Here is a 25,144-nt window from a genome sequence, read left to right as displayed (position 1 = left end):
GCATTGCGTGGATCTACGGCATTCCTGCACGGCCTCGGGATCGGCGATCATCCAGCGGGTGTCGAAACCAGGAAACACGCAATGCAGGGAACGCATCATTCAATCAGGCGTGCGCGCCACGTCGTGCTGCTGGTCGGTCTACTCGCGCTGGCGGCATGCCAGCGCACACCGGATGCGCCGACCGGGGCACCCGTAGCGGGCACACCGCTTGCCGCCCCGGCCACCGCAACAGACCTCTCTCCGCTGCTCGACGCCTTGCCGACCTGCGCGCTGGACGGCTGGTACATCGATCAGCAGACCGCCCGCCCGGCTCATCCCTGGTTGGCCGCGAACGCGTCGAAGCCCTGCAAGGAGGATGAGGAGAACGAGATCGCCACCTTCTGCGTGCAGGGGCAATGGAAGGGGCTGCCGGTGGAGGAAGTGATCCTGCCGACGATGACCTTTGTCTCGTTCCGTGGCGCGAAGATCGGCTTGCCGCTGGAGAAGGCACGTCCCATCGTCCGCCAGCGCTTCGGGCAGGAATTCCCGGGTGGCGCGGCGTACGAGGCGGGCCGCGAGCCGAAGTTGATGGCCGATCCCGAGGATGCGCAGCGCTCGTGGCTGCTGTGCAGCACGCCGGAACCGGGAGACGATCTGGGCAGCCAGGCAGGCGTGAGCTATTCCGGCATGAACCTGCCCTACGACCACGACGGTTGCAGCTACCGCTACAGCCCGGTCGACTTCTGCGATGCGCCGCACCGGGCCGCCATCGAAGATGCGCTCCAGCACCAGGCGCCCAATTTCAACCAGCACTATCTGCTGGTGCAGGTCGATGATCGTCCCGAATACTTCCAGCGCACGCTGGTGCTGGTCGACACCCGCACCGGACGCGCCACGCCATTGCCGATCGATGCCTTCACCGGGCCGGCGGGGAAGGGCGGAGAGGCTAACGGCTACGGGACACTGGAAACGGGCGTGGACCAGCCGCAGTTCTGCCTTGATGGCGCCTTGCTGGTCTACCGCGTGTTCGAGGAAGGGCGGTTCTGCTTTGGCTTTGACGGTGAGCGCTTCACCGGCCATGAAACCCAGTACATGCAGGCGACGGATAGCTGATGACCGGTATTTCACCCCGGCCATGCCACCCTGCTTCGAACCTGCACATCCGGGATCGAGGCTGTTGAAGGCGAACACGCAATGACCGCGGCGCGGCAGCGCTCGATATGGGTGGCGGGCCTTTCCACTGTAGTGGAGTGGTACGACTTCACTCTCTACCTGTACTTCGCCACGGTGCTGTCGCGGGTGTTCTTCGGCGGCGGTAAAGAGGCGATGCTGGTCACTCTGGCCGGCTTCGCGGTGTCCTACCTGATGCGCCCGCTGGGCGCGCTGTGCTTCGGCCACCTGGGCGATCGCCTGGGCCGGCGCTGGATGCTGCTGGCTTCGATGGCGTTGATGGCAGCAGCAATGCTGGCCACTGCCCTGCTGCCGACAGCGGCCACGGCAGGTACGACGGCGGGCGTGCTGCTTCTGGTACTGCGCTGCGTGATGGCGTTTTCGGTGGGCGGTGAGTACACCGGGGTGGTGGCGTACCTGCTGGAAAGCGCGCCGGCGCGGCGGCGTGGCCTGGTGACCTCGCTGGCGTCGGCGGCCAGTGAAGTAGGCGCACTGCTGGCAGTGGCGATCTCCGCGGTTACCGTGGCGCTGCTCGCGCCCGTGCAGCTGGACAGCTGGGGCTGGCGTATTCCGTTCTTCGTCGGTGCCGCGTTGGCACTGGTGATCCTTGTCGCACGCTCGGGCATGCACGAATCGCCTGAGTTCGAGCGTCAGCGCCGTGAGGGCAGCATTCCGGCCACGCCGCTTCGCCACGTGCTGCGCAACCATCCCGGCGCAGTAGCGCGCACGTTCGCAATCTCGGCACTCGGTTCGATCACCTACTACGTTGGCATCACCTACGTGCCGGCCTTCCTGCATGCGCAGGGCCACGACGAAGGCGATGCGCTGTGGCTGTCTACGGTGGCTGCGGTGGCTGTGATCGCGATCACGCCGCTGTGCGGTGCACTCTCTGATCGCTACGGCCGGCGACCGCTGCTGCTGGGCCTGACCGTGCTGGCAGCGCTGCTGCCGCTGTCCCTGTTTGCGTGGATGGCGCAGGCGACGGCGGTGGGCATCGCACTGGCCGCGGTGCTGCTGGCTTGCGTAGCCGGTGGCGTAAGCGCGGTGGCTGCCCCGGCCACCGCCGAGCAGTTCCCCGGCGAAGGCCGCGTAAGCGGGTTGGCACTGGGTGTGACCATGGCCACTGCATTCTTTGGCGGTGCAACACCCTGGCTGGCGCAATGGTGGGTGGAACGCAGCGGCTGGGCGGCGGCGCCGGGCGCGATGATCGCGCTGGTGGCAGTGCTGGTGCTGCCGGTGCTGTGGACCCTGCCCGAGACGGTCCCGGGCAGGGCCAAGCGCTAGCGGGTCAGACCTTCAGGGTCTGCTCGATGTCGGCCAGTACGGCGGCCGCATCCACGCCGATGGCAATCGACTGCACCACGTGGCCATCCCACACGCTGGGGCCGAACGCCAGGCCTTCCGGCTTGGGAATGGTCATGCCGCGGGCGACGCCGTCGGTGGCCACGCGCACGCTGGCGCGCTCGAACCGGAACAGCTCCGGACGGGTCAGCGCGATGCAGGCGCAGCAGTCGTGCACGACCATGCCCTTGTGGCCGGCCTGCAGATAGAAGTCCACGTAATCCTGCGACAGCGCACGCACCAGTTCGGCATCGGCACCGCCGATGGCGGCCAGCTTGTCCAGACCGTCACGGTCCATTTCCACGCGGGTGGTCACGTCCAGGCCGATGGCGGTGACCGGCCAGCTGGCGGTGAACACCACGTCGGCCGCTTCGGCGTCGCCCCAGATGTTGGCCTCGGCGGCCGGGGTGATGTTGCCGTTGACGTGGAAGGCGCCGCCCATGATCACCACGCCGCGCACCAGGCCGGCGATGTCCGGCGCCTGCTGCAGGGCAAGGGCCAGGTTGGTCATGCGGCCGACCGCGACCAGGGTCACCTCGCCCGGATGGGCGCGGACCAGGTCGATGATCAGCTGGTGGGCGGGACGCGCGTCGGCGGCCACGTCCAGTTCGTCCGGCACCGGGTGGTTGCCCAGGCCGTTGTGGCCATGGATGTGCACCGGCCAGGCTTCCGGGGTGGCTTCCGGCTGCAGCGGGCCCGCGGCGCCGCGCGCGACCGGGGCGGCAAAGCCCCAGGCCTGTTTCAGGTACAGCGCATTGTGCGTGGTCGACTCCACCGAGGCGTTGCCGAAGGTGGTGGTGACGCCGATCAGGTCGATCTGGGCGTGCTTGTGCAGGTACAGCAGGGCCAGGGCGTCGTCGACGCCCGGGTCGGTATCGAAAATGACTTTCAGCATGTTGTTGTTCTTCTTCTTCCGTGTGGTGCGGGGGGCGCCGGCGGCCCGGAGGCAGGCCGGCGCGCCCTACATTGTCCCATCTTCATGACAGGCAGGGCCATTGCCGGGGTGTCTGGCCATAATGCCCCCAGTCCAGGCACGGAGTCGCCGAATGCTGATCGTTGCCCTTCTGTTGGTCCTGCTGGTGCTGGGCCTGAACGTGGTGGCTACCGTGGTGATCGTCAGGCGGGATGGCCTGTCGGCGGGCGGCCGGGCGGTGCAGTTGCTGCTGATCTGGCTGCTGCCGCTGGTCGGCGCCATCCTGTGCCTGGCAGTGGCCACGGCCGATGGCTCGGGCAGCCGGGGGGATGGCGGCGGAAGCTATGACACCTCCGTTGGCTATGCCAGTGACAACCACAGCCATCACAGCTACAGCAGCTCCGACTGCGGAAGCGACGGTGGCAGCAGTGACGGTGGCAGCAGTGACGGTGGCAGCTGCGGTGGTGGCGATTGACGAGATGTTCCAGGATGCCGGCCGGCGGCCGGCACTACCAAGGCGTGACGTCGGCTGGGTAGTGCCGGCCGCTGGCCGGCAACCTCATCGGCTCAACCGCCGCCTTCGGTCGGCAACGGTGCCGGCACGTTCAACAGCCCGCCTGCTGCCACATAGGCGGCCAGAGCCTGGCCCTGGCTCAGCAGATGGCGCTCCATGGTGCGTTCGGCAGCCTGCGCGTCGCGGCGTCGGAAGCACTCCATCAGCTCGCGATGTTCGGCCAGCGACTGCGCGGTGCGCCCCGGTGTCAGCAGCTGGCGGCCGCGATGCATCTTCAGGATGCGATGCAGATCGTGGGTGATGCGGATCAGCCACGGGTTGCCGGCGTAATGCTGCACGGTCTCGTGAATGAGGTAGTTGTTGCGGTAGTACTCGGCGATGTTGCCTTCGGCCGCTGCCGTCTCCATTGCTGCATGCAGGTCTTCCAGCTGCTGCACGCCGGCATCGTCGATGTGCTTCACCGCCTCGTGCGCGCAGCGGCCTTCCAGCATCGCCATTACCGGAAACAGCTGGTTGAGGTCTTCCAGCGTCAGTCGGGTGACCCTGCTGCCACGACCCGCGTCAATCTGCACCAGACCTTCGGCGGCCAGCAGCTTCAGCGCTTCGCGCAGTGGTGTGCGGCTGATGCCCAGTTCTTCGCACAGCGCGGGCTCGTCGATCCACTCACCCGGCGGCAGGCGGTAATCGTAGATGCGTTCGCGCACGTGTTCGGCCACCTCTTCATACAGAGGCGCGCGCTTCTTCGGTGACCGCGGGGCAGGGGCAATAGCCATGCGCAGAGTGTAACGCCAGGTCGTGCCGACCAGTGGCCGGCACGACCGTTCGGCGGTTACATCCAGCCCGGCACCACGAACACCAGCCAGGCCAACAACGGCCCCAGGGCCACCACCAGGCCGCTGTAGACCAGGAAGCGGCGGAACAGGGTTTCGCGCTCTTCCTTCGCGGCCGAAGCCACCACCAGCGCGCCATTGGTTGAGAACGGGCTGACATCGACGATGGTGGATGACACCGCCAGCGCACAGATCACGCCGGCCGCACTGAGGTGGCCCTGCATCAGGAACGGCACGGCCAGTGGAATCGTGGCGCCCAGCACTGCGGCCGACGAGGCGAATGCAGAGACGATGCCACCCACGTAGCAGACCAGCAGTGCACCCAGCAGCGGGATGCCGATGTCGGACACACCATTGCCGATGAAGTCCACCGCGCCGGCATGTTCCAGCACGCCGATGTAGGTCACCACACCGCAGATCAGCAGCACGGTGGACCAGCTGATGCCATCGACCGCACCCTTCTGGCTTTGTGGCGACAGCAGCGCCAGCGCCACCGCCACGGTGATCGAGACCAGACCGACATTGAGGTTGTAGATCAGCGCAGCCACGCCCAGGCCGAGCAGGCCGATCAGGGTGAACAGGCGCTCGCGGGTCAGGCCCACCGCATCCAGTGCCGCCGGATCATTGCTGAGCGTGCCGCCGCCTGCTGCGACCAGCGCGCCATGGCCTTCGATCGCGAACTGGCGTGACGACGCCTGCGGGCCACCGGCCATTGCCAGTTCGGCATTGCCGATCGTTCCTGCTGCGGTGATCGAGCCGCGACGCAGCAGGGCGATGCCACCGAAGGCGAAGAAGCAGATCGTCGCCATCATGAAGTTGAAGCCCAGGCTGGTCAGGAACACTGCCATCTCGGTCACTTCCAGCCCGGCCTTCTGCACCACGCCGTTGGTGATGCTGCCGTACACGCTGATCGGCGAGAAGCCGCCGGCCTGCGCACCATGGATGACCAGCAGGCCCATCATCAGCGGGTTGATGTTGTACTGCTTGGCAAAACGCAGCGCGACCGGGCCGATGATGGCCACCGCTGCCGGGCCGAGCGCGCCGAAGGCGGTCAGCACCGCGGTGATCACGAACATCACCCAAGGGATGGCCACGATATGGCCGCGCACGGCTTTTACTGCCCAGTGCACCAGCAGGTCGATGGTGCCGTTCTTCTGCGCGATGGCGAACAGGTAGGTGATGCCGACCAGGGTCAGGAACAGATCGCCGGGGAACCCGGCCAGGACCTCCTTGCCGCCCATGTCGACCCACAGCCCGCCGATGATGAAGGCCAGCGCGAAGGCGACGGCACCCATGTTGATTGGCATCGCGGTGGCGACGATGAACATGATCACCAGACCGATGATCGTTGCGATTTGTGGACTCATGCGCCCTCCCAGACACGTGACTCACGTACAGCGCGGATGGAGACCCGCCATCCCGGGGTAAGGCGACGTACGGCGTGATGCGTGATACGTACTGCTCGAACCCGTTACTGCAGCCGCTCCAGCGCACTGCGGACCCACGCCGCGGCGCCTTCAAGGCTCTGGAACTCTTCCACCGCGCGCACTTCGCAGCACGGATAGGCCGGTGCGACCATGCGCGCCAGCGCGTTGCCCGGGCCCAGCTGCAGGAAAACCCGCGCGCCGCGCTCGAAGGCCTGGCGCATCAGCTGCGCCCATTCGATGGTCTGTGCCAGCTGCGCCGACAGCGTGTGGACCGCCATTGCGCGATCCCGCACCGGTCGCGCATCGATGCCGGCCAGCAGCGGCAGGCGTGGAGCCTGCAGTGGCGAGGCATCGAGTGCGGCAGCAAACGGTGCTACCGCCGCCGCCAGCAACGGTGTGTGTGCAGGCACGTGCACCGGCAGCGGACGGATGTCCGCACCCTGCGCCTGCGCTGCATCGGCCAGCCGCAGCAACGAGGCGTGCGTGCCGCCCACGATGAAATGGTCCTGCCCGTTGGCGATGGCCACGTGCGCACCGTGCAGATCGCACAGCGGCTGCAGTACATGGCGTTCCAGGCCAAGCACGGCCTGCAGGCCTGCATCGGCGGGGCTGGCGCCGTCCATCAACTGCGCGCGCTGCGCCGCCAGGGCAAGGCAGGTGGTCGCATCGAAGCTGCCGGCGATGGCATGCGCGGCCAACTCGCCGATGCTGTAGCCCGCGATCAGCGTCGGCGTTGGCACGCTGTCGCGCAGCCCGTGCCACTGCGCCAGGCTGGCCGCGCACAGCAGCGGCTGCGCCTGCGCATTGTCGAAACGGCCGTCGGCCGCAGCGGCGGAAAGCACATCGCGGCCGAGCACCGTGCTGGCCGCATCAAGGGTGTGGCGTGCGGCCGGAAGATCGCGCACGCGGTCGAACATCGCTGCGTGCTGCGCGCCTTGGCCGGGGCAGAGCAGGGCCAGGCTCATGCACGCTCCTGCTGCAGCAGGAACCCGCTGCAGGCCAACAGGTCTGCGCTGCCGCCCGGGCTCAGCCGGCGCGCGACGAAGCCGTCACCGATGCGACGCAGATGTGCCTGCCAGTCCGGCGCGAAGGTGCCGCCCGCTTCCAGGAAGGTGCGGGCCTGTCGCTGGGCCCAGCGCAGGCCGTCGGCGCCGCCACGGTGCAGCAGGTTGAGGTCATCCACGCACGCGATCAGCTGCATCAGGGTCTGGCACATCGCGGCCTCGCGTGGCAGGCCGCTGGCCAGTGCGTGACGCAGGGTAGGCAGTGCCACGCCGCGCAGCAGCGGAAAGCCAGCGGCCGCTTGTTCGCGCACACCCTGCACGCCGTGCCGTGCACGCGCGCGCTGGCCAGGGCTGTTCGCATCCAGGGGTGCGTCGGCGAGCTCGACAGACCAGCGGCGCACGTCCTGGCAGACCTGCTCACCCGTGGCGGCATGGCCCAGGCGGGAGCGACAGGCCGCGGCGGCCGCCACCAGTAGGCCGAGACTGAAGACCGCGCCACGATGGGTATTGACGCCGGCGGTTGCGCGCAGCATCGCGATTTCGGCGGCGATGCCACACCGGCGCAAGGCGTCGAAGTCCGCCCCGGCTGCACCGAGGTGGGCCACGGCGGTGAAATAGTGGCGCAGCGCGAACAGGCTGCGCAGGAATGTGCCGGCGTCCATGTCGTGATGGCTGCCGCTGTCGAATGGTGTGACCAGTCCGGGCTTGGGTGCCAGCGCCAGCTCCGCATGCAGGCTGGCGACGGCGAGGCGCCCCAGACGCGCGCTGTCCACGGCAGCTGCCGGCGTGACTACCGATTGCACGACGGCGTTCATGCGCTCACCCCGGCGGAGGCGAACAACGCATCGCGTAGTTCCAGTGCGGCACCCTCGAGGCGCTTGACCAGTACCTCGCGGCTGCGTCCGGCGTACTCCCGCCAGTTCACGGCGGCGTCGTGGCCCAGGCACAGCTCGCCATCGACCCGCCGGTCGTGTTCGGCTTCCCATGCCTGTAGCCGTGCAGCCAGGGCATCGGCCTGCGCGGTGGTGTCGATCGGCCACAGCAGATCGACGTCCGAGCGCGCGTGCACATAGCGCAGGCCAGTAAGGTGCTGCCATGCGAAGGCACCAAATACGCGCGCCTCAGCGATGTTCTGCAGCACTTCAAGGGGCCGCCGCCAGTCCTGGGGAACGTCGCCTTTCAGCACCGTCTGAAGTGCCGGCGGCGGCGTGGTGCGCAGCACATCGTGTGCTGGCACGCGCAGGCCCAGGCGCAGTTTGCCCTCGGCGGGCGGCAGGGGCACGCCGAGACGCAGGCGTGGATCGGGATCGTCGGCGGCACGCCGCGCGACGATGGCCGGGCGGCCCTGCGCAAACCAGTCGGCCAGGCGCGACTCATGCGCGGCGATGTCCGCCTGCCAGCCGGCGTGCGCTGACAGCCAGACCAGCGTATGGCGGGGCAGCCGCTCAGGCATCGCCCTGGCTCACCGCTTCAGCCACGCGTGCGGCCAGCATGCGCCCGCCACGTTCGGCTCCGCGCACGGCGCGGCGGTCGCCATCGGCGGGCGTGCGCAGGGCCTGCAGAAGGTGCTGGGCAAGATCGCCCTCCCACAGCGATTCCACCGCACCCATCGCCACGTAGTTCTCCACGCCCGGTGCGAACACCGGTGAGGTCTGGCTCAGCGCCTGCAGTTTATCCAGCGGCTGCTTGGTCACCCGTGCCATTGCGCGCAGGTCCATCACCCGCACCTGTGCATCGGGCAGGGCGTGGATGTGGTCGGCCATCAGGCCGAATGAGAGGAAGCCGCCACTGACTGATTCACCGTAGACCAGGGTGATCAGGCGCGCACCACGGCGGCGTGCCAGATTGAGCGTCTGCGCGAGATGCGCAAAGTAACCATTGATGCCAAGCAGTTCGTCGCGCCGCGCCAGGCGCTGGCCGGCGGTATCCACCAGCATCACGATCGGCCGCTGTGGATGTGCGCCGGTGCTGGCCAGCACCGTTTCGGCCAGTACCAGTGCGTGGTCCACGCCCACCTCGAGCTTGTCGGCGGTGCCGATCACGGTCACGTCGCCGTCGTCGGTGGTGGCGCTGCCGGTCAGCACCGAATCGTTCACCGCAACGGCATGCCCATGCGGAAACAGGGCATCGAGCAGTGTCTGCAACGGCATGCTCATGGCAGGCTCCGGTCGGCGGTGGCGATGAGGAATTCATCGGTGTCGAGCAGTGGCAGGCGTTCGGGGAGGGCAATGCCCAGCCGCGCCCAGATCTCAAGGCCATCGCGGCAATCGCTCCAGGCCTGCACGCGCGCCTTCAATGCCAGATGGCGTTCCTGCAGCGCGGCCAGCGCAGTATCCGCATCGGTACTGCTGGTATCAGGCTGCAGCGCATTGAATGCCGCTTGCGCGAACGCCTCGATGGCATCGGGCACCAGCACCTGCGCCTGGTCGATCAGGTAGCGGTGCTTGCCTCCCGTTACGCGCCAGACCAGTGCGCGGTCGCGGGAATCGAACTCTTCCACGCCACGCACGGTTTCGATCACCTCTGGCCCGGACAGCGACAGCCGGCCTTCCTCGGACATGATCACCATGCTGCAGCAACGAGCAACGATGCCCATGCCACCGAATGCGCCGTTACCGCTGCCGATCAGCGCGATCACCGGCACGCCCGCTGCACGCGCGTCCAGAGTGGCGCGCATGATCTCGGAAATGGCGATGAGCCCAGCATTGGCTTCGTGCAGCCGCACACCGCCGGTATCGAGCAGGAGCAGCACGCCGTCAGGGCGGGTTTCCGCCGCACGACGCAGCAGCCCGGTCAGCTTGGCGCCGTGCACCTCGCCCACGCCGCCGCCCATGAATTCACCCTGCTGTGCGGCCAGCAGCACGCGTCGGCCGCGCAGTGTGGCTTCGCCAACAACAATGCCGTCGTCGAACGCCGCGGGCTGGTCGAGCTGTGCCAGGTGCGGGCTTATCATCCGCCGCGCCGGGCCGAGGAATTCACGGAACGAGCCGGCATCGACCAGGCCGGCGATACGCTCGCGCGCATCGGCCTCGTAGTAGCTGTGGCGCTGCGTCCGGTTCATCGTTCTTCTCCAGCAAGCAGGGTTTCCACGGCCTGGTCCAGGCGCAGGCTGACCACCGCCGGGGTGGCACCGGCATCGTTGATCGAGATGCGTACATCGCGCAGCGGATGACGCTGTGCGAAGTCGTTGATCACCGCTTGCCACACGCTGCCGAAGCCCTTCGCGGCGGTAATGATGCGCACCTTCATCGCGCCATCCAGCGCAGCGGGTTCCAGCAGGATTTCCAGGTTGCCCGAGGCCAGCACGCCGACCAGCACCGCGTCGCGCGGAAACTGCACCGCAGTGTGGCCTTCGAATCGATAGTCGAGGGTTTCCATGCTCAGCCCCTTACCAGTTGCGGAAGCGCTTGGGCGGGTCGTACAGGCCGCCGGACCAGCGCACCAGGTCCTTCACCGAACGCGCCGCCAGCAGGTCACGGCTGGCATCGCGCACGGAGATGCCAAGGTCATCGGGACGGCGGATCACGCCGCGGTCGCGCAGGTTTTCCACCATCGTGCGGTCGCGGCCCAGGCCCACGGCGGTATAGCCGGCCACGCCGCGGATCGCCTGTTCGCGCTCCTCAGGGGTGCGGCACAAAAGCAGGTTGGCGATGCCTTCTTCGGTCAGCACATGGCTGACGTCGTCGCCATAGATCATCACCGGCGGCAGCGGCATCTGTGCGCGCTCGGCCAGTTCCCAGGCATCGAGGCGGTCGACGAAGGCCGGCGCCATGTGTTCGCGGAAGGTTTCCACCATCTGCACCACCAGCTTGCGCCCGCGCGGCATCTCACCCGGGCGTGCGGCCTGCTGGCCGGCCTTGATCCAGGCCTCGCTGGCATGGCGCCGGCCACGTGCATCGGAACCCATGTTCGGTGCGCCACCGAAGCCGGCGATGCGGTCGCGGGTGGCGGTGGAGCTGTTGCCCTGCAGGTCGATCTGCAGTGTGGAACCGATGAACATGTCGCAGGCATACAGGCCGGCGGTCTGCGAGAACGCGCGGTTGGAACGCATCGAGCCATCGGCGCCGGTGAAGAACACATCGCCTCGCGCGGCGATGTACTTCTCCATGCCCAGTTCCGACCCGAACGAATGCACCGATTTGACGAAGCCCGATTCGATCGCCGGAATCAGTGCCGGGTGGGGGTTCAGCGCCCAGTGCTGGCAGATCTTGCCCTTCAGCCCCAGCGATTCGGCGTAGGTCGGCAGCAGCAGCTCGATGGCCGCAGTGTCGAAGCCGATGCCATGGTTGAGGCGGTTGACGCCGTACTCGGCGTAGATGCCTTTGATGGCCATCATCGCCATCAGCACCTGGATCTCGGAGATCTGCGCCGGGTCGCGGGTGAACAGCGGTTCGATATGGTTCGGCTTCGGCGCCTGCACCACGAAGTTGACCCAGTCAGCGGGGATGTCGACGCGGGGGAGGGTGTCGACGATCTCGTTGACCTGGGCGATGACGATGCCGCCACCGAAGGCGGTGGCCTCGACGATCACCGGCGTGTCTTCGGTGTTCGGGCCGGTATAGAGGTTGCCGTGCCGATCTGCGGCCTGCGCGGCCACCAGGGCGACGCGCGGGGTCAGGTCGATGAAGTAGCGGCCGAACAGTTCCAGGTAGGTGTGGATGGCACCGATCTGGATGCGCCCTTCAGCCACCAGGTTGGCCAACCGTACCGACTGCGGGCCGGAGAACGAGAAGTCCAGTTTCGAAGCGATACCACGCTCGAATACATCCAGGTGCGACGGCAGGGACAGCACCGACTGCACCATGTGCAGGTCATGCACGCGGGCGGGGTCGAGGTCGGCCAGGGCTTGGGCGAGGAAATCGGCCTGTTTCTGGTTGTTGCCTTCCAGGCAGACCTTGTCGCCCGGTTCCAGCAGTGCATGCAGCAGTTCACCCACATCGGTGGCGGCGACCTCGCGTCCCCGGGCCCACGGCGCGGCACGTTCCAGGCGCCCCTGGCGGCTGCGTTCCAACGTATCCCAGCTCAGGTTCATCGACCGGCTTCCGATGGGTGTTGATGTAATTACGGCATAATTACAAAAAAGGATGCAACCTGCAGTGCAGCAAAAAGAAGGGCCCGCGCGGAGGCGGGCCCATTCAGGTAGGCCACGACGGTGGGGCGTGGCGGAGGGCGTGCCGACCAACGGTCGGCACCCACCAGGCACCCACCGGTTCGCGAGTCGCTCAGAACTTCCAGCGCAGGCTGGCCGACACGAAGCGCGGCTCACCGAAGTTGTTGTAGTCCAGGTTGGCCCAGTAGGTCTTGTCCAGCGCGTTGCGCACGCTCAGCGTCGCGGTCCAGCTGTCGCTGATGCGGTAGTTGGCGTTGAACTGCACCAGCGAATACGCCGGCTGGTTCACCGTCACCGTGCCGCCCAGCGGGTAGGCGATGTTGTAGCCCTGCACCTTGCTCTGCCACTGCACGCCACCGCCAACGCTCAGGCGTTCCAGCGCACCGCGCAGCTGCAGCTGGGTGTTGAGCTGCAGCAGATCCTTCGGCGGGTTGGCGTACAGCAGGTCGGTGGCCGCGCGGGTGACCTTGACGTGGGTGTAGCCGGCATTGACCGTCCAGCCCGGCAGGATCTCGCCGTTGACGTCCATCTCCCAGCCGCGCGCCTTGGTGCCGTTGACGCCGATGTAGGCGGAAGTGCCATCGCTCAGCGAACCTTCCGGCACGCCCATGTCACGCACGGCGTAGTTGTCCTGCTTGGCCTCGAACACGGCAGCATTGGCGGTCAGGCGGCCGTCCAGCCACTGGGTCTTGATGCCCGCTTCCAGGTTCGAGCCCTGTACTGGTGCCAGCAGGTTCTCGTTGCGGTCCTTGAAGTTCTGCGGGTTGAAGATCTCGGTGTAGCTGGCATAGGCCGACACGTTCGGGGTGATGTCGTAGACCAGGCCCACGTAGGGGGTGACTTCATCGCTCACTTTGTACGCACCGCTGGTGCCGGTGTAGGCGCCTGCGGCGTTGTACGAGCGGCTGAGGGTTTCCCAGCGGCTCAGGCGTGCGCCGGCAATCAGCGACAGCGGATCGGCCAGACGCAGGCGGGTGGCCAGATAGACGCCGCTCTGCGTGGTCTTGGCCACGCGGCGAGCGCCGGTGCGGCGGTAGGTCACCTCGGAGATGTCGCCGTTCCAGTTGTACACGTTGGGAATGTAGTAGCAGCGCTCGCCGCCGCAGCGCGCCCAGTCGTTCGGGAAGTTCAGCGCCAGGGTGTTGGTGGTGCCTTCCAGGTCCGACCACTGTGCGCCGAGGGTCACGTCGTGATCACGGCCGAACAGATCGAAACTGCCGGTCAGGTAGGCATCGACATTGCGGCGGGTGTCTTTCGAATCACCGGCGGCGGCACGCAGGTAGATGCCCGAGCCGGTCACCGGGTCCGGGTTGCCGGTGCCGTACAGGCGCACGTTCTGCACGTTGCCGCGGGTGTAGGCGGTATTGATCTTCAACAGCCAGTTGTCGCCGAAACGCTGTTCCAGGTTGGCGAAGGCGGTATTGCTCTCGCGCTTCCAATAGCTCCACTTCGGCGACAGGTTGGTCGAGCGCGGCAGGTGCGCGAAATTGCCCTGGCTGTCGAAGAACGGCACGGTGCCCCAGGTTGAACCGGTGGGGTTGTTGTCCTGGCTCTGGTAACCCAGGGTGATTGTGGTGCTGTCGGTGATGTCGCCTTCCAGCACTGCCATGCCGGCCATCTTGTTCTCGTCGTAACGGTCGTAATACAGGCCACGATCGGTGTAGGCAGCGACCACGCGGCTGCGGAAGCGGCCGTCGGCGGTCAGCGGCGCGGTCACATCCGCCTCCATGCGACGGTAGTCCCAGCTGCCGGCGCTGACCGCGAACGACGCGTCGAACTCCTTGCCCGGGCGCTTGCGCAGCAGGTTGACCGTGGCCGAGGGCACGCCGGCGCCGCTGAGCAGGCCGTTGGCGCCGCGGATCACTTCGATGCGGTCGTAGAAGGCAGTGTCGTATTCCTGGTTGGTGGAGCCGCTGTAGGTGGGGATGCCATCAACCTGGAAGTCGGTGATGGCAAAGCCGCGCGCGTAGTACAGCGGGCGCTGGGTGTCATAGAAGGACACGCTGACGCCGGTGACGTTGCGCATCACATCGTTGATGCTGAACAGCGACTCGTCCTGCAGGCGCTGCAGGCTGATCGCAGTGGCCGACTGCGGGGTTTCCTGCAGGGTGATCGGCAGGCGGGTGGAGCTGGAGGGCGGAGCGGACTGCTCGGCACGCACGCTCACCCGGTCCAGGGTCTTGGCGTCGGCAGTGCCATCGGTGGCGGCGAACGCGCTGGGCGCGGCCAGCAGGGTCAACGACGAAAGCAGGGCAGCCGGCAGCAGCGCGCGGCGGGGCAGGCGGTTACGGAAGGTCAGGGGCATGGTGGGCTCGAGGCTCGGAAGCGGGGAAGGGCGGCAACAGTCGTCCAGCACCCGGGGCGGCGGCTTCGGGCACGGTCAGGTCCATCTGGAAAGGCGCGGTCACTGCGCAGGACGCAAATGTAAATAATTCTTAACAACATTACAATTCGCGTCATTGTGCGCAGGGTTCCCGGCACGGGGCATCGCTTTCCGTAGAGCCGAGCCATGCTCGGCTGCTTTTTGCCGGAGCCGAGCATGGGCTCGGCTCTACAGGCGATGGCCCGCCCAAACGCGGACGGCCACCCGAAGGTGGCCGTCCGTCTGCATCGAAAGCAAACTGCGGGCTTACAGCGCCTGCAGTTCCTCATTGGCGTTGCGCTTTTCCTTGGCCGCTGCCGGCACTGCAACCGGAGCGGGCGATGCCGCGTTCGCATCCACCGGCACCTCCAGATACGGCAGATGCAGGGTCTGGCTGGTCAGCGTACGGATCTCATTGACCAGCGCGGCGCTGTCGTTGAGCTTGCGCCCGTACGACGGCACGATCTCGCGCAGGCGGGTTTCCCAGCCGGCCTTCATCTGCTCCGGGAAGGCCTTGGCCATCAGGTCCAGCATGATCGGCGGCGAGGTCGACGCGCCCGGCGAGGCGCCGAGCAGGGCGGCGAGGGTGTGGTCCTTGTCGGTCACGATCTCGGTACCGAACTGCAGCACCGGGCCCTTCAGCGGATCGCGCTTGATGATCTGCACGCGCTGGCCGGCGGTGACCAGCTTCCAGTCACCCGGCTTGGCGTTGGGGAAGTACTTGACCAGTTCGGCCTGGCGGTCGGCATCGTTCAGGCGCGCCTGGCCCATCAGGTACTGCACCAGGTCCAGGTTGTCCTTGCCCACTTCCAGCATCGGGCCGACGTTGTTGTGGTTGACCGAGGAATACAGGTCCCACCACGAGCCGTGCTTGAGGAACTTGGTGCTGTACAGCGCGAACGGCCCGAACAGGACCACCGGCTTGCCGTCCAGCTTGCGTGCATCCAGGTGCGGCACCGACATCGGCGGCGAACCGGTCTCGGCCATGCCGTAGGCCTTCACGCCATGGCGGGAGGTCACGTCCTGGCCCTGGAAGGCGAGGAACTGGCCACCGACCGGGAAGCCGGCGTAGTCCTTCGATTCCGGAATGCCCGACATCTGCAGCAGCTTCAGTGCGGCGCCACCGGCACCGATGAACACGAAGCGGGCGTGGGTGGTGGACTCGGTACCGGCCTTGAGGTCCTTCACCGTCACGTTCCAGCTCTTGTCGGCGTTCTGTCGCAGCGCGCTCACTTCATGGTTGAGGTGCAGGCTGAAGTTCGGGCTGCGCTGCAGGCCAGTGGTCAGCTGGCGGGTGATCACACCGAAGTTGACGTCGGTGCCCAGCGGCATCCAGGTCGCGGCCACCTTCTGCTTCGGGTCACGGCCTTCCATCAGCAGCGGTGCCCACTGCTTGATCTGTGCCGGATCCTCGGAGTACTGCATGCCATAGAACAGCGGATTCTTCACCAGGGCCTGCTGGCGCTTGTGAAGGTAGGCAATGTTGTCATCGCCCCAGACGAAGCTCATGTGCGGGGTCGGGTTGATGAAGTCGCTGGGCTGGCTCAGCCGGCCTTCCTTCACCTGGTGCGACCAGAACTGGCGCGAGACCTCGAACGATTCGGCGATGCCGACCGCGCGCTTGGTCTCGATGCTGCCGTCGGGCAGTTCCGGGGTGTAGTTCAGTTCGGCGAACGCCGAGTGGCCGGTGCCGGCGTTGTTCCAGCCATCGGAGCTTTCACCGGCGACGCCGTCGAGGCGCTCGTAGACCTGGATGTTCCAGTCCGGCTGCAGTTCCTGCAGGTAGGTGGCCAGGGTGATGCTCATGATGCCGGCGCCGACCAGCACAACATCGACGGGCTTGTCGTTGCTGGCGGCGGGCACCGAGCGCTGGGTCAGCGGCCAGTACAGGAACAGCGCGGCGGCCAGCAACAGCAGCACGAGCAGGGCGAGAAGAGCCTTGCCAAATTTCTTCATGGGGGCGGGATCGTTGGCGGAGGGGAAGGGGTCAGGATGCGCGTGGGGCAGGGAAAGGGCGTGAAGAAACAACGCCTTGCAACATCCTGGCGCGATTCTAACTGGTTCCGGTCCTTTTTTGATGCAACGCAGCATCCGATGTTTCGCGGTCCCGTCACCAAGGCAGGCGGGGCCGCTCTGGCGATCGCATCCGTGGTAGCGCCAAGCCATACCTGGCGGCGACGCCTTCAATCAGACCAGCTCAAGAATCTCATCGCCGGCCTCATCAATCTCGCCGGTCGGGCGCCAGCCCAGGCGCCGGTAGAAGCCATGCGAGCGCGAACGCGGGTCGGCCGAACAGGCCAGGAACAGGCGGGTGTGGCCGGCATCGCGGGTCAGGCTCACCACTTCCTGCAGCAGTTGGCGGCCGATGCCGCGGCCTTCGTACTCTGGAAGCAGGGCCAGCACCAGCACCTCGCCGCTGTCGCGGTCGGCAAAGCAGTAGCCGGCCATGCGCTCGCCCTCCCAGGCGACGCGGCCAATCGAATCGCCCTGGGCGATGCCGGCCGCCCAGCTGTCCCCGGTGATGCCCAGCTGTGCCAGCTGCTCGGCACTGAAGGCGTTCTCGCGGGTGCGCGCACGCAGGTCGATGCAGGCGGCGGCATCTTCGGGGCGGGCATCGCGCAGGTACACGGGCATGCCGGACATCCTTGTAATGGTCGGCCCGCCAGTATCCGCATCGCGCATGGACCCGGTGTGTAGGCTCGATGGAGATCCGATGGAGCAGAAAAGGGGACGGAGGGGATTAAGTCGTCTTTGCCCCGTATGTCGTTTGGCCTTGAACGCCTTGATCCCCGTCCCCTTTTCAGCGCTTGCGCCGGATCAGTGCCGAGGAGGCATCCAGCACCGCGCGGGTCAGCAGCGCCATGGTCTGCACGTCGCCCTTCCAGTGCTGCCAGTACAGCGGCACGTCTTCCCACGCGCGCTGGCGTACGTAGACCAGCCGGCCGGCGTCCAGGTGCCGCTTGACCAGCGGCAAGGGGTTCATGGTCCAGCCCATGCCGCCGAGGTTGGCCTGCACGAAGGCGCGCGTGGACGGAATCCACCAGGTCGGCGCGGTGCTGGGCAGGTCGTCGCCGGCCATGCGCCGGGCGAAGCGTGACTGCATGTCGTCCTTGCGGTTGAACACCAGCACCGGGGCCTGCGCCAGCGCCTGCGCGGTCACGCCCTTGGCGAAATGACGCTCGCGGAACTCCGGCGTGCAGGTCGCCGCGTAGCGGATGCTGCCCAGCGCATGGATCTGGCAGCCCTGCACCGGCTCGTCCAGCGTGGTCACTGCACCCAGCACCGTGCCCTGGCGCAGCAGCTCCACGGTGTGGTCCTGGTCCTCCACGCGCAGGTCCAGGGTGGTGCCGGTGCTCTGTGCGAACTGCGAGGCGGCCTGCGGGAACCAGGTTTCCAGGCTGTCGTGGTTCACCGCTACCGGGATGCTGGCCTGTGGCAGATCCTCGTCGGCCAGACCCATCCGGTGCAACGCATCGTGTTCGAGCAGGGCGGTCTGCTCGGCCAGCTGCACCAGCAACTGGCCTTCGGCGGTGGCGGTGGCCGGGGTGCCACGCTTGACCAGCAGCCGACCGATCCGGTCCTCCAGCGCCTTGACCCGCTGCGAGATGGCCGACGGCGTGACATTGAGCGACTGCGCGGCGCGGTCGAAGCTGCCTTCGCGGATCACCGCGGCCAGGGCGCGCAGCTGGGCATGGTCGATACGCATCGAATTAAGTTCCGCTAATGTTGGTTTAGGAAGTTTAGCTCGTCTTTTTCATGTTGCGGCGCGACAATGGCGCCCGTTCCGGTGCTGTCCGCCTTCGCGAGGCACCGTCCCCCCAAGCAAGTAAAGGCAGTGAATCCCATGTTCTCGGTCATCTCCGCCAGCACCGGCCTCGGTGCCTGGTTCTCTGGTGCAGCTACCGGCATCGGCCTGTTCGCCGTGGTCGGCGCCCAGAGCGCCTTCATCCTGCGCCAGGGCATCCTGCGCAAGCACATCGTGCCAGTGGTCGCCACCTGTGCGGCCATCGATGCGATCTTCATCTTTGCCAGCGTGGCCGGCCTGCGCACGCTCACTTCGGCGCTGCCGTGGCTGACCACTGCCGTGCTGTGGACCGGCGTGGCGTTCCTGGCCTGGTACGCAATGAAGTCGGCGCGCCGCGCGATCGCCGGTGGCGGCGGCATGGGCGAGGCTGACAGCGACGACGGCAGCCGCCGCGCGGTGCTGATGGCGGCGGTCGGTTTCTCGCTGATCAACCCGCACTTCTGGCTGGATATGATGGTGATCGGTTCGATCGCCGAGAACTTCGGCAACGCCCGCATGGCCTTCGCCGCCGGTGTGGTCACCGCCAGCTGCCTGTGGCTGACCGCGCAGGGCCTGGGCGCACGCCTGCTGGCACCGCTGTTCACCAAGCCCAGTACCTGGCGCGTGCTCGACGGCACCATCGCGGTGATCCTCAGCATCCTGGCCCTCACGTTGGCGGTGCGCGGGGTCCACTGACCCGGCGCACGCCCCCCGAACCCACGTCCTGACTCTCTCTCCAAGGTAGTGGTAACGACGGCACCGGCAACGGTGCCGTCGTTTTTTGTGCCGATGTGGCGCGGCAAATGGTCACGTGCCTAGAATCGTGCATCCGGACAGGGTGTCCGGTTTTCCATGGGGGAAGGATGCGCAGGATTGTGCTGGCTGCACTGTTGGGAGCGGCTGTGGGTGGGGCATCGGCCGCAACGCTGGACCTGGATCGCTATCTGCGGCAGGAGTCGTTTACCGACATCAAGATTTCACCGGGGGGCGAGTACATCGCCGCGACGGTTCCGCTGGAGGCGGGAACCGCGCTGGCGATCTATCGCATTGCCGACATGAAGATGGTCGGCAGCTTCCGTCCGCCCCGCAACGATCACGCCCACACCTTCGACTGGGTCAGCAACGAGCGGCTGCTGGTGGGCATGGCACAGAAGTTCGGCGTGCTGGACCGGCCGACGCCGACCGGCGAACTGTTCGGTATCAATGCCAACGGCAAGGGCGGCGAGCTGCTGGTGGGGTACCGGGTTGCCGACCAGAGTCTGGGCACCAACATCAAGGTCAAGCCGGCAGGACTGGTGGCCGCGTACCTCAGTGATGAACTCAAGGACGATGATCGCAATGCACTGGTGACCGTGATCCCGCTGGTCGGCAATTCGCACGCACAGGTTGAGCGCATGGATGTGGTCACCGGTCGCCGCAACGCGGTGGCACGGGCTCCCATTCCCGATGCGGACTTCACGATCGATGAGCAGGGCGAAGTGCGTTTCGCACGTGCTGTCGTTACCGATGGCACGCAGAAGCTCTACTACCGCACAGGCAGCAACAGCGACTGGATCCTGCTCAACGATGAATCCCTGAGCAAGCACATCGAGCTGCCCCTGGGCTTCTCGGCCGACGGTCGCCTGGCGTACCTGCAGGTCGAGCAGGCAGACGGACCTGATGCCATTGTCAGCTGGGACCCCCAGAGCAATGAACGACGCACCCTGCTGCGCGATGAGAGCGCCGACCCGGCGCGCATCATCCGGCGCCCCGGCAGCCGCGTGCCGGTCGGGGCACTGTTCCTTGGCGGTGCGCCGCGAACGGCATTCTTCGATGACGCCTCGGACGAAGCTCGCCTTTACCGCAGCCTCGAAGCGGGCCTGGGCGGCGCGGCCTACGTCACGTCCAGTACGCGCGATGGCAAGACGGTGCTGGTGGAAACCTGGTCAGGCAGCAATCCGGGCGATTTCTATCTCTATGACACGGTTGGCAAGAGTGCACGGCACCTGATCAGCCGCAGCGACTGGATCGACCCCGCGCTGGCGGCGGAGGTGCGTCCGATCAGCCTGAAGGCGCGTGATGGGCGTCCGCTGCATGGCTTCCTTACCGTCCCGCATGGCCGCGAGGCCCGTGCGCTGCCGATGGTGGTGGTGCCGCACGGAGGTCCGATCGGTGTTGCCGACGATGGCGCCTATGACAGCGAGGCACAGATGCTGGCGGCGGCAGGTTACGCGGTACTGCAGGTGAATTTCCGCGGATCTTCCGGCTATGGCCGGGCCCACATGCAGGCCGCGCGCAAGCAATGGGGACTGTCGATGCAGGATGACGTCACCGATGCCACGCGCTGGGCGATCGAACAGGGCGTGGCCGACAGGAACCGCATCTGCATCTACGGGGCCAGTTACGGTGCCTACGCGGCAATGATGGGGGCGGTGCGCGAACCGGGCCTGTACCAGTGCGCGGCCGGCTACGTAGGCATCTACGACCTGCCGTTGATGTACGCGCGCGGAGACATCCAGAGCGATGAGTCAGGCCTGGCCTACCTGCGCAACTGGCTGGGATCGCCCAAGGATCTGGCAGAGCGTTCCCCGGTGAATCTGGCCGCGCAGGTGCGGGTGCCGGTATTCCTGGCCGCGGGTGGCCAGGACCAGCGTGCGCCGATCATGCACAGCGAACGCATGGAAGCTGCGTTGAAGAAGGCCGGTTCGCCGGTGGAAACCCTGTACGTCAAGAACGAAGGACATGGTTTCTATTCTCCCGCCAATCAACGAACGTACTACAGCAGGTTGCTGGCCTTCCTCTCGCGCAGCCTGGGCGGCAGCACCGCCAACGCCAGTCCATCCGCAGGTGCTGACAAGGCGCCGTGAAGCAGACCCGCCGCGATCAGCGGACCCGGTGCCGGGCAGGGGGAGCCCGGCTTCAAGGAGGACGTCATGAAGCATGCAAGGGTACTGGCCGCATTGATGGCCATATGCGGCTGGGCTGGGGTGGAGGCTGCGGAAGTTTCGCTGGACGGCTATGTGCGTCGTGCGGAGTTCAATGACATCCAGCTCTCGCCTACCGGCGAATACATTGCCATGACCTTGCCTCTGGAGGGCGCGACCGCCGTGGCGGTCCTGCGTACCGACACGATGGAACTGGTCGGCAATTTCCGGCCGCCACGCAACAATCATGCTGCCGAGGTCGACTGGGTGAGTGACACCCGTCTGCTGATCGGGCTGGCCGAAAAATGGGGACCGCTGGACCAACCGCAGCCGACGGGCGAACTGTACGCCATCGACGCCAATGGCAAGCGCGGTGATCTGCTGGTCGGTTACCGTGCGCGCCCGGACGAGCCCGGCTTCGTGACCGGACGGGTGGCCGAGCAGGTCGCTGCATTCCTGGCCGATCCGCTCGCTGCCGACGAGCGCAACGTGTTGATCTCGCTGTGGCCATTTGCCAACGACACCAATACGCGGTTGGAACGGATGGATGTCATCACCGGGCGCCGCGTCCTGGTCTCGCGCTCGCCGGTGCAGCGCGCAACGTTCACCACCGACAATCAAGGTGAACTGCGCTTCGCCCACGGTGCCGCCGCCGACAACGTCAACAAGCTCTACTATCGCCAGGACCGCGATCAGTGGACCCTGGTCAACGACGAAGGCAGCAGCCATCGCATCGAACGCCCGATTGGCTTCTCCGCCGATAATCGGCTGGCCTACCTGGTGGTGGAGCAGGCCCGCGGCCCCGATACGGTGGTCAGCTGGGATCCGGTCAGCGGAGAACGGCGTACGCTGCTGCAGGACGACACCGTCGACCCCACCCGCGTGGTCTACCAGCCCGGCACGCGCGTGCCGGTGGGTATCCAATTCGTCGGCGCCGTCACGCGCACCGCCTTCTTCGATGAGCAGTCGCCGACCGCCAGCATCCAGCGCAAACTTGAAAAGGCGTTTCCAGGGCAGGCGGTGAGCCTGGTCTCCGGCACCCGTGACAACACGCGGCTGCTGATCAGGGTGAGCTCGGCGACCAATCCAGGCGACTATTTCCTGTACACCACCGCCACCCGCAACGCCGCTTTTCTCACTAGCCGTCATCGCTGGTTTGATCGCGAGGGCGGTGCCAGCGTGCGTCCGGTCACCCTGGCTGCGCGCGATGGCCTGCGGCTGCATGGCTTCCTGACCCTGCCCAAGGGCAGTGATGGCCGCAACCTGCCGATGGTGGTGGTCCCGCATGGTGGCCCGATCGGCGTATTCGATGACGGTGGTTTCGAGCGCGAGAACCAATTGCTTGCCGACGCCGGTTATGCGGTGCTGCAGGTCAACTTCCGTGGCTCGGGCAACTACGGCCGTGCACATACCCAGGCGGCTGCCCAGCAATGGGGCCGCGCGATGCAGGACGATGTGACCGACGCCACCCGTTGGGCGATCAGCCAGGGCATCGCCGACAGCGGACGCATCTGCATCTACGGCGCCAGCTACGGTGCGTACTCAGCCATGATGGGCGTCGTGCGCGAGCCCGGGCTGTACCGGTGCGCGGCAGGCTACGTCGGCGTGTACGACCTGCCGTTGATGTTCAAGCGTGGCGATATCCAGGATCGTGCTTCGGGCGTGACTTACCTGCAGCAGTGGCTGGGCGACCCGGCCACGCTGGGGGCGGTGTCGCCAGTCAATCTGGCAGCGGGCATCAACGTACCGGTACTGCTGGCCGCCGGTCGCGAGGACCTGCGTGCGCCGGTTCAGCACACCGAGCGCATGGAAGCGGCGTTGAAGCAGGCCGGTGTGCCGGTGGAGGCGGTCTACTATCCGCGCGAAGGGCATGGCCTGTACAGCGAAGCGAACGAGCGCGATTACTACACCCGGTTGCTTGCCTTCCTGTCGCGTAGCCTCGGGGGTGGTACAGCAGCTGCGGCGACGGCTTCGAGCAAGGTCAAGGCACCCTGAAACACGCGCGGCGGCAACCATCGTGGTTACCGCCGCAGTGAGCGGGTGTCACTTCACCCCGTGCATCATCTTCTTCAGCAGCGGCGCGGCAATGAAGGCGGCCAGCGCACAGCCCAGGCCGATCCACATCAGCAGCCAGAACAGGTGCGCATAGGCACCGGCGGCGGCCACCATGTCCAGCGATTCGCCTTCGGGCACCTCGATCGCGGCCAGCTTGCCGAACAGCGCGGCCAGTGTTTCCGAGAACGCGGTGGCGAGGAACCAGGTGCCCATCATCAGGCTCATCACCCGCGGTACCGCCAGCTGGGTGACCGCCGACAGGCCGACCGGCGACAGGCACATCTCGCCACTGGCCAGCAGGAAGTAGGCCAGCACCAGCCACCACACGCTGGCCATCTCGCCGGTGGCGCCCACCTGCTGCGCGGCCAGTGCCAGCGGCACGAACGACAGCGCGCCGATCACCAGGCCCCAGGCTGATTTGACCGGCTTGCCCGGTTCCCAGCCGCGGCGGTCCATCCACGTCCACAGTGCGGCGAAGGCCGGTGCCAGCAGCACCAGGAACAGGCCGCCGAGGTAGGTCAGCGAGCCGGCGGTCTGCGGAATCACCAGGCAGTCGCGTATCAGCAGCACCAGCATCAGCACGACGATGGCGGCGAAGAACGTGCGTGGCGCAGATGAGCCCGGACGACGCTCGGACAGCCGCGCGCTGACCACGAAGCCCAGCGGTGCCAGCAGCAGCGAGATGATCGACCACGGCAGCGGCGTACCGCCGGTGATCACCAGCGAGGGCACGATGTCCTTGGTCAGCAGGCGGTCGGTGAAGGTCACCCACGAGCCGTAGGACTGCTCGTACATCGTGAAGAACACCAGCGCCATGAAGATCAGCACCATCAGCGCGATCATCTGCTGGCGCTGCACCGGCGTGCACTTGCTGCCGGTGAACCAGGCGAACCAGACCAGCACGCCGCCCAGCACCACCAGCATCAGCATCAGCGCCAGGCTGACTTCACCACCCAGCGCGAACGCGCCGTTGCCGGCCGCCCACATCAGCCACGCCACCGGCAGCACACCGAGCACCGCGCATAGATAGATGAGCCATTCGCGCGGCAGGCCCAGCACCTTCTGCTTCAGTGCAGCCGGCTGCGGTGGCTCGGCGTGGCCCTGCAGGTATTTCTGGCCCCACAGGAACATCGCCAGGCCGGCCAGCATGCCGATACCGGCCGCACCGAAACCGTACTTCCAGCCGTAGGCCTCGCCGAGGAAGCCGCACACCAGCGAAGAGAACAGCGCGCCGAGGTTGATGCCGGCGTAGAACAGCGAGAAGCCCGAGTCGCGGCGCGGGTCGTCCTTGGGGTAGAGCTTGCCGACGATGGTGGAGATGTTCGGTTTCAGGAAACCGACGCCCATGATGATCAGCGCCAGCGACAGGTAGGTCACCGCCAGTGCCGAGGTGTCGCGCACCACTTCGCCGTTGACCCGGTAGGCCGCGTGACCCTCGAACGCCATGCCGAGGTGGCCGAGTACCAGCAGGATGCCGCCGAACAGCACCGCCCGGCGCATGCCCAGCCAGCGGTCGGCCAGCATGCCGCCGAACACCGGGATGCAGTACACCAGGCCACCGTAGGCACCGAGCAGGTCCAGGCCGGCCTTGTCGCCGAACAGGTGGTACTTGGTCAGGTAGAGCAGCAGCAGCGCCTTCATGCCGTAGAAGGAGAAGCGCTCCCACATTTCGGTGAAGAAGCAGACGTAGACGCCCTTGGGATGGCCCAGGAAGTCGTCGGAAGCGGTAGCGGCAACGGTCATTGACGGCGG

The 25,144-nt window shown here is 66.7% G+C and carries 21 protein-coding genes; 6 read left to right on the top strand and 15 right to left on the bottom strand.

All coding sequences use genetic code 11. The features are described from left to right. The first annotated feature begins 81 nt into the window (after positions 1-81). Entirely contained in the window at positions 82-1,092 is a 1,011-nt protein-coding gene (locus HLA98_RS02625) for a hypothetical protein (RefSeq protein ID WP_057499725.1), read from the top strand. Positions 1,093-1,173: 81 nt separating this feature from the next. Beyond that, positions 1,174-2,433 (top strand): MFS transporter, encoded by a 1,260-nt coding sequence (locus tag HLA98_RS02620; protein WP_057499724.1) that lies wholly within the window; start codon positions 1,174-1,176, stop codon positions 2,431-2,433. A gap of 4 nt (positions 2,434-2,437) precedes the next feature. On the opposite strand, the gene HLA98_RS02615 is transcribed toward HLA98_RS02620, so the two are convergent. After that, positions 2,438-3,385 carry a nucleoside hydrolase gene (locus HLA98_RS02615; RefSeq protein WP_057499723.1) on the bottom strand — a complete coding sequence of 316 codons (948 nt, stop codon included), beginning with the start codon at positions 3,383-3,385 and terminating at the stop codon, positions 2,438-2,440. Positions 3,386-3,536: 151 nt separating this feature from the next. On the opposite strand from HLA98_RS02615, the gene HLA98_RS02610 reads away from it, so the two are divergent. Further along, positions 3,537-3,878 carry a hypothetical protein gene (locus tag HLA98_RS02610; RefSeq protein ID WP_057499722.1) on the top strand — a complete coding sequence of 114 codons (342 nt, stop codon included), beginning with the start codon at positions 3,537-3,539 and terminating at the stop codon, positions 3,876-3,878. A 92-nt stretch (positions 3,879-3,970) separates the two neighbouring features. Here HLA98_RS02610 and HLA98_RS02605 read toward each other — a convergent pair whose 3' ends face one another. The 13 genes from HLA98_RS02605 to HLA98_RS02545 all read right to left on the bottom strand — a co-directional run bounded on the left by HLA98_RS02605 (position 3,971) and on the right by HLA98_RS02545 (position 18,356). Further along, complete coding sequence (locus tag HLA98_RS02605) at positions 3,971-4,690, bottom strand: GntR family transcriptional regulator (protein ID WP_057499721.1); 720 nt, start codon at positions 4,688-4,690, stop codon at positions 3,971-3,973. A 56-nt stretch (positions 4,691-4,746) separates the two neighbouring features. Then, the gene (locus tag HLA98_RS02600) at positions 4,747-6,114 is read right to left on the bottom strand and encodes an SLC13 family permease (RefSeq protein WP_049445977.1); all 1,368 of its coding nucleotides are present in this window, start codon (positions 6,112-6,114) and stop codon (positions 4,747-4,749) included. Positions 6,115-6,218: 104 nt separating this feature from the next. After that, a complete protein-coding gene (gene mdcH / locus HLA98_RS02595; protein WP_057499720.1) occupies positions 6,219-7,139 on the bottom strand; it encodes a malonate decarboxylase subunit epsilon in 921 nt (306 codons plus the stop codon). Continuing rightward, a complete protein-coding gene (gene mdcB, locus HLA98_RS02590) occupies positions 7,136-7,993 on the bottom strand; it encodes a triphosphoribosyl-dephospho-CoA synthase MdcB (protein WP_057499719.1) in 858 nt (285 codons plus the stop codon). The genes mdcH and mdcB overlap by 4 nt, the downstream gene beginning before the upstream one ends. Then, positions 7,990-8,631, bottom strand: a complete 642-nt coding sequence (gene mdcG / locus HLA98_RS02585) for a malonate decarboxylase holo-[acyl-carrier-protein] synthase (protein ID WP_057499718.1) — start codon at positions 8,629-8,631, stop codon at positions 7,990-7,992. Before mdcG ends, mdcB begins: the two co-directional genes overlap by 4 nt. Continuing rightward, positions 8,624-9,328 (bottom strand): biotin-independent malonate decarboxylase subunit gamma, encoded by a 705-nt coding sequence (gene mdcE / locus HLA98_RS02580; RefSeq protein ID WP_057499798.1) that lies wholly within the window; start codon positions 9,326-9,328, stop codon positions 8,624-8,626. Before mdcE ends, mdcG begins: the two co-directional genes overlap by 8 nt. 2 nt (positions 9,329-9,330) lie before the next feature. Beyond that, positions 9,331-10,239 carry a biotin-independent malonate decarboxylase subunit beta gene (locus HLA98_RS02575; protein ID WP_057499717.1) on the bottom strand — a complete coding sequence of 303 codons (909 nt, stop codon included), beginning with the start codon at positions 10,237-10,239 and terminating at the stop codon, positions 9,331-9,333. Beyond that, positions 10,236-10,556 carry a malonate decarboxylase acyl carrier protein gene (mdcC, locus tag HLA98_RS02570; RefSeq protein ID WP_057499716.1) on the bottom strand — a complete coding sequence of 107 codons (321 nt, stop codon included), beginning with the start codon at positions 10,554-10,556 and terminating at the stop codon, positions 10,236-10,238. The genes HLA98_RS02575 and mdcC overlap by 4 nt, the downstream gene beginning before the upstream one ends. 10 nt (positions 10,557-10,566) lie before the next feature. Next, complete coding sequence (gene mdcA / locus HLA98_RS02565) at positions 10,567-12,210, bottom strand: malonate decarboxylase subunit alpha (RefSeq protein WP_057499715.1); 1,644 nt, start codon at positions 12,208-12,210, stop codon at positions 10,567-10,569. Between the two features lie 190 nt (positions 12,211-12,400). After that, positions 12,401-14,593, bottom strand: a complete 2,193-nt coding sequence (locus tag HLA98_RS02560; protein WP_057499714.1) for a TonB-dependent siderophore receptor — start codon at positions 14,591-14,593, stop codon at positions 12,401-12,403. A 324-nt stretch (positions 14,594-14,917) separates the two neighbouring features. Then, positions 14,918-16,606 carry a malate dehydrogenase (quinone) gene (gene mqo, locus HLA98_RS02555; protein ID WP_057499713.1) on the bottom strand — a complete coding sequence of 563 codons (1,689 nt, stop codon included), beginning with the start codon at positions 16,604-16,606 and terminating at the stop codon, positions 14,918-14,920. 231 nt (positions 16,607-16,837) lie between these two features. Continuing rightward, positions 16,838-17,284 carry a GNAT family N-acetyltransferase gene (locus HLA98_RS02550; RefSeq protein ID WP_129550556.1) on the bottom strand — a complete coding sequence of 149 codons (447 nt, stop codon included), beginning with the start codon at positions 17,282-17,284 and terminating at the stop codon, positions 16,838-16,840. A gap of 166 nt (positions 17,285-17,450) precedes the next feature. Beyond that, positions 17,451-18,356 carry a LysR family transcriptional regulator ArgP gene (locus HLA98_RS02545; protein WP_049445957.1) on the bottom strand — a complete coding sequence of 302 codons (906 nt, stop codon included), beginning with the start codon at positions 18,354-18,356 and terminating at the stop codon, positions 17,451-17,453. A 138-nt stretch (positions 18,357-18,494) separates the two neighbouring features. Here HLA98_RS02545 and HLA98_RS02540 point away from each other — a divergent pair, with 138 nt between their 5' ends. The 3 genes from HLA98_RS02540 (at position 18,495) to HLA98_RS02530 (ending at position 23,332) form a co-directional block, all read left to right on the top strand. After that, positions 18,495-19,130: a LysE/ArgO family amino acid transporter gene (locus HLA98_RS02540; RefSeq protein ID WP_005408523.1), complete on the top strand. Its 636-nt coding sequence runs from the start codon at positions 18,495-18,497 to the stop codon at positions 19,128-19,130. Positions 19,131-19,297: 167 nt separating this feature from the next. Next, positions 19,298-21,280, top strand: a complete 1,983-nt coding sequence (locus HLA98_RS02535) for an alpha/beta hydrolase family protein (protein ID WP_057500135.1) — start codon at positions 19,298-19,300, stop codon at positions 21,278-21,280. A gap of 66 nt (positions 21,281-21,346) precedes the next feature. Further along, the gene (locus HLA98_RS02530) at positions 21,347-23,332 is read left to right on the top strand and encodes an alpha/beta hydrolase family protein (protein WP_057500136.1); all 1,986 of its coding nucleotides are present in this window, start codon (positions 21,347-21,349) and stop codon (positions 23,330-23,332) included. 48 nt (positions 23,333-23,380) lie between these two features. Here the strand turns inward: HLA98_RS02530 and HLA98_RS02525 are convergent, their stop codons facing one another. Further along, entirely contained in the window at positions 23,381-25,135 is a 1,755-nt protein-coding gene (locus tag HLA98_RS02525) for a peptide MFS transporter (RefSeq protein ID WP_057500137.1), read from the bottom strand. Positions 25,136-25,144: the final 9 nt, after the last annotated feature.

This window comes from Stenotrophomonas africana, assembly GCF_013004645.1.
Classification (GTDB): domain Bacteria; phylum Pseudomonadota; class Gammaproteobacteria; order Xanthomonadales; family Xanthomonadaceae; genus Stenotrophomonas; species Stenotrophomonas africana.
This window is presented reverse-complemented; position numbering and strand designations above follow the sequence as displayed.

What these genes read in the sequence shown, in the direction of transcription:
- HLA98_RS02615 (WP_057499723.1), bottom strand. Translation starts at nt 3,385, where the DNA reads ATGCTGAAAGTCATTTTCGATACCGACCCGGGCGTCGACGACGCCCTG.
- mdcH (WP_057499720.1), bottom strand. Translation starts at nt 7,139, where the DNA reads ATGAGCCTGGCCCTGCTCTGCCCCGGCCAAGGCGCGCAGCACGCAGCG.
- HLA98_RS02550 (WP_129550556.1), bottom strand. Translation starts at nt 17,284, where the DNA reads ATGCCCGTGTACCTGCGCGATGCCCGCCCCGAAGATGCCGCCGCCTGC.
- HLA98_RS02610 (WP_057499722.1), top strand. Translation starts at nt 3,537, where the DNA reads ATGCTGATCGTTGCCCTTCTGTTGGTCCTGCTGGTGCTGGGCCTGAAC.
- mdcC (WP_057499716.1), bottom strand. Translation starts at nt 10,556, where the DNA reads ATGGAAACCCTCGACTATCGATTCGAAGGCCACACTGCGGTGCAGTTT.
- HLA98_RS02535 (WP_057500135.1), top strand. Translation starts at nt 19,298, where the DNA reads ATGCGCAGGATTGTGCTGGCTGCACTGTTGGGAGCGGCTGTGGGTGGG.
- HLA98_RS02620 (WP_057499724.1), top strand. Translation starts at nt 1,174, where the DNA reads ATGACCGCGGCGCGGCAGCGCTCGATATGGGTGGCGGGCCTTTCCACT.
- mdcA (WP_057499715.1), bottom strand. Translation starts at nt 12,210, where the DNA reads ATGAACCTGAGCTGGGATACGTTGGAACGCAGCCGCCAGGGGCGCCTG.
- HLA98_RS02525 (WP_057500137.1), bottom strand. Translation starts at nt 25,135, where the DNA reads ATGACCGTTGCCGCTACCGCTTCCGACGACTTCCTGGGCCATCCCAAG.
- HLA98_RS02545 (WP_049445957.1), bottom strand. Translation starts at nt 18,356, where the DNA reads ATGCGTATCGACCATGCCCAGCTGCGCGCCCTGGCCGCGGTGATCCGC.
- mqo (WP_057499713.1), bottom strand. Translation starts at nt 16,606, where the DNA reads ATGAAGAAATTTGGCAAGGCTCTTCTCGCCCTGCTCGTGCTGCTGTTG.
- mdcG (WP_057499718.1), bottom strand. Translation starts at nt 8,631, where the DNA reads ATGCCTGAGCGGCTGCCCCGCCATACGCTGGTCTGGCTGTCAGCGCAC.
- HLA98_RS02600 (WP_049445977.1), bottom strand. Translation starts at nt 6,114, where the DNA reads ATGAGTCCACAAATCGCAACGATCATCGGTCTGGTGATCATGTTCATC.
- HLA98_RS02625 (WP_057499725.1), top strand. Translation starts at nt 82, where the DNA reads ATGCAGGGAACGCATCATTCAATCAGGCGTGCGCGCCACGTCGTGCTG.
- HLA98_RS02560 (WP_057499714.1), bottom strand. Translation starts at nt 14,593, where the DNA reads ATGCCCCTGACCTTCCGTAACCGCCTGCCCCGCCGCGCGCTGCTGCCG.
- mdcB (WP_057499719.1), bottom strand. Translation starts at nt 7,993, where the DNA reads ATGAACGCCGTCGTGCAATCGGTAGTCACGCCGGCAGCTGCCGTGGAC.
- HLA98_RS02540 (WP_005408523.1), top strand. Translation starts at nt 18,495, where the DNA reads ATGTTCTCGGTCATCTCCGCCAGCACCGGCCTCGGTGCCTGGTTCTCT.
- HLA98_RS02530 (WP_057500136.1), top strand. Translation starts at nt 21,347, where the DNA reads ATGAAGCATGCAAGGGTACTGGCCGCATTGATGGCCATATGCGGCTGG.
- HLA98_RS02575 (WP_057499717.1), bottom strand. Translation starts at nt 10,239, where the DNA reads ATGAACCGGACGCAGCGCCACAGCTACTACGAGGCCGATGCGCGCGAG.
- HLA98_RS02605 (WP_057499721.1), bottom strand. Translation starts at nt 4,690, where the DNA reads ATGGCTATTGCCCCTGCCCCGCGGTCACCGAAGAAGCGCGCGCCTCTG.
- mdcE (WP_057499798.1), bottom strand. Translation starts at nt 9,328, where the DNA reads ATGCCGTTGCAGACACTGCTCGATGCCCTGTTTCCGCATGGGCATGCC.